Consider the following 3,144-nt stretch of genomic DNA (forward strand, 5'->3'; position numbering starts at 1 on the left):
TCCAAAACAATTCCTTTGAATTGTCGGGTTTTTAATAACTTATCACAATAATAGTATTTAATCCCTATCATTAAAAGGTGGGGATTATTTTACGCTTACGTATAAGGTGTCGAAAATTTATTGGCATGATAGAGAAATAAAATATTTTGCCTTTTTAAAACTTCATAAATTCCCCTAGGATCTAACTCCATCAAAACACCACTATACAATACATTTTTTCATATAAAACAAAAAAACAAAACACGACACCTACTTACTTCAAATAAGTCATTGTCATGTTGTGGTTATATTTTTGCCATGTTAGTGAATGAGAAGGTAAAGAGCCAGAACCCTTTACCTTCCACTTATTCCTTAAAGGAAACGTCCTCGTGAATTCTTGAAGTTTTATCCAAAATGAGTCACAAGAACCGTCCCCGTGGATACTCACCTCTTTTATGATTGATGAATTGAGCTAGTGGTAGATTGACTATTTTGGGACTAAGCCAACATGCGCTCAGTCCTTTTTCTGCTTACTTCTAACCAGCTTAACTTTATCGCTGCCCATAAGATAAAGGTGTGATCCATCTTCCGTTGTACTAAAAGTTGCACCCGGTTATGAAGCCATATTTGCTATTCTATACTCTTCCACCAAATCATCTAACTCTCGGTCAGTATATATCCCTACAGGAATAAGCTTCACATTGCTCTCCACTACTTTAACCGTCATATTCTCTCACCCCCTCTCTCTCTACCATTCTACCAAAACAAACAAAAAAGCCCATTCTCTTTAACTTGAGAATGTGCCATGGTTGATTCGTTATATCGTTTCATGGTTATAATATATATTTGATTTTCTAATTGAAGCGGAAAAGAAAAGCCCTACAGAGATTTCTCTCCACAAGGCTTCCTATTTGTCAGAACAATAGTTCGATACGATTTGACAAGTGACAGGCACTCATCATTCTTTTTTACGGAATTAAACAAAAAACCACAACACGACACCTACTTACGTCAAATAAGTCATTGTCATGTTGTGGCTATATGCTTTTAATTTCGAATTAAATGAGAAGGTAAAGAGCCGAAACCCTTTACCTTCCACTTAATCCTTAAAGGATCGTCCTCGTGGCTTCTTGAAAATTTATCCAAAATGAGTCACGAGAACCGTCCCCCTGGGTCAAAAAATACCGCAACATTCTTCCAATTTCTTCAACCATTCAAAATAAGATTTTGCTTGGAAAGTGGCTATTCAAAATCCCTTTTTTAACTAGTCTATTTTTCCTAAAAGGAGTGTTAACCAACGACCAATCCTATATTTTCAAAAGAATTGAAAAAAATATTTTGAGGTATTTTGGGGATGAAAATAGAAAAATCCTTTGTACAAGATTTTTCTTATACAAAGGATTTAAAATATTGCAAAACGCTTGTAAAATTATCCAAAATGAGTCTCGAGAACCGTCCCCGTGGATCTATTACAATTTCAACAATCGGATCATATGGGTAAAGAGCTTCGCCACCATTAAATTGCATAAAGATTTTATTAGAGGCTTTGCGGGATTGTTTAAAATAAATTGGAGTACAAACTGTCAAAAAGTCTTCCCCTAAATCAAGTTGATAAGAGTATCCCTTTTGTTGAGCAGGTCTATGAAATGGCTGAAGACCAATTACTTCAAATTTAGCAGGATTATTATGGTCAAATAAGGCTAGTTGCAGTGTTTGGTATATAGCACCTATTGAACCTTCCTCTATATTGAAATTATGACTATTCGATGATGGATCGTATGGACAACAAGCGAAGAAGGCAGCTACTTCGAGATCACTAGTCAAATCAAGAACGTTTGTCTTAAATCCATAGTGCTGTGCTAAACCTACGTAATCTATAAACAGATTATATTGCTCCAGTTCTTTTACAACAGGATGTTGTTTCAGCACCAGTTTAAAATCCTCTGTTTTTGCCATATCAATTAGCTGCTGAATAGTGCCTTGCTCCTGTCGATATAAACTTGGAAAGCATTTTGGGTATGCTTTGACCTGTCCCCTATAGAGATTCATCATTTGGCGATTTGGAAACAACCTCATCTTCTTATCCGTTCCCATGATTGCCTGAAATTTATCATCATGATAAAATAACGGAGCGAAGAGAGCTTTGATTGTTGGCTGATTGAATATTGGCTGCCTTTGTTGATGAACTCCGATTAACTCAAAGATATCATTGAACGGTCTTTCAAGAGTCCCTTTCAATACACATTATCTCCTTCCTTTAGTGAAATATCTATAACATCAATCTCACTTTATCTCTTTTTCAAACTTCTCTTTTAAGATTTCTGCTTTTGAGAGTAATCCTTGCTCAGATAGAACATTAATTCCTTGATCAACTTCAATAATATAACGATTTACAAGCCTTTTATATACTTCATTTGGGTCATGAATTAAAAGTGAAAAGGATTCTTCTAAGCAGGAGAATCTGCTTGAACTTGATTGATTATTAACAGTCCTAATTATCATTTCATGACCAGAATCATCATTAACGATCTCAAGGTTATTGTCCTTATCTTCGCTTAGAAAATGAAGAATCCCCAATTCATCGTTAAAGCTATCGATATCTATAAGTTTATATATAAAGCCAATCGATGACTTTAAGACTTTTTTAGCAGAAACACCTTTAGGAGTAATAAAAATATCAATCCTCTTATCATCATCAATGTCCTTGATAAAATAATTTATCTTTCTATGTTTCTCATATTTACTGGGATGCAAATGCGATAAATCCATTTGTTGTGGCAAATACACGCTACAAATTGGAAATGCAAAGGGTTCTTCATGGTTAATGCTACCTAAGTGCCATTCTCTAGCAATTTTGTTATGTCTATTTTTAAAATGAATAATTGGGGTATTTAAGAACCTTTCATTTATCTTTTCATAATATCCATGCCAACTAACACTGTTTATTTTTTCTTTTGGAAATTGATAGTGCCTAAAGAAATTACCTGCTACTACTTGATCAAAGTAAAGATTTTTTCCAGCATCTATCATAATATCTAGCTCTCCATAAGCACTTTTCTTTGGTGTTGTAAACGCTAAACTAGAATCAACAGTTTTCCACAAATAGAACTCAACAGAATTCCCCAAATAAGATTAAACAGTTTCCCCACCATCAATCACTTTCAA

Annotated in this window: 2 protein-coding genes; both read right to left on the minus strand. The window is 34.4% G+C overall.

Translation table 11 applies throughout. The features are described 5' to 3' along the window. Positions 1-1,368: 1,368 nt before the first annotated feature. Complete coding sequence (locus DKZ56_RS14675; protein WP_208650619.1) at positions 1,369-2,217, minus strand: FRG domain-containing protein; 849 nt, start codon at positions 2,215-2,217, stop codon at positions 1,369-1,371. A 45-nt stretch (positions 2,218-2,262) separates the two neighbouring features. Continuing rightward, positions 2,263-3,081, minus strand: a complete 819-nt coding sequence (locus tag DKZ56_RS14680) for a hypothetical protein (protein ID WP_208650620.1) — start codon at positions 3,079-3,081, stop codon at positions 2,263-2,265. Positions 3,082-3,144 lie beyond the last annotated feature (63 nt).

The sequence above is a fragment of the Ureibacillus thermophilus genome, from assembly GCF_004331915.1.
Classification (GTDB): Bacteria; Bacillota; Bacilli; order Bacillales_A; family Planococcaceae; genus Ureibacillus; species Ureibacillus thermophilus.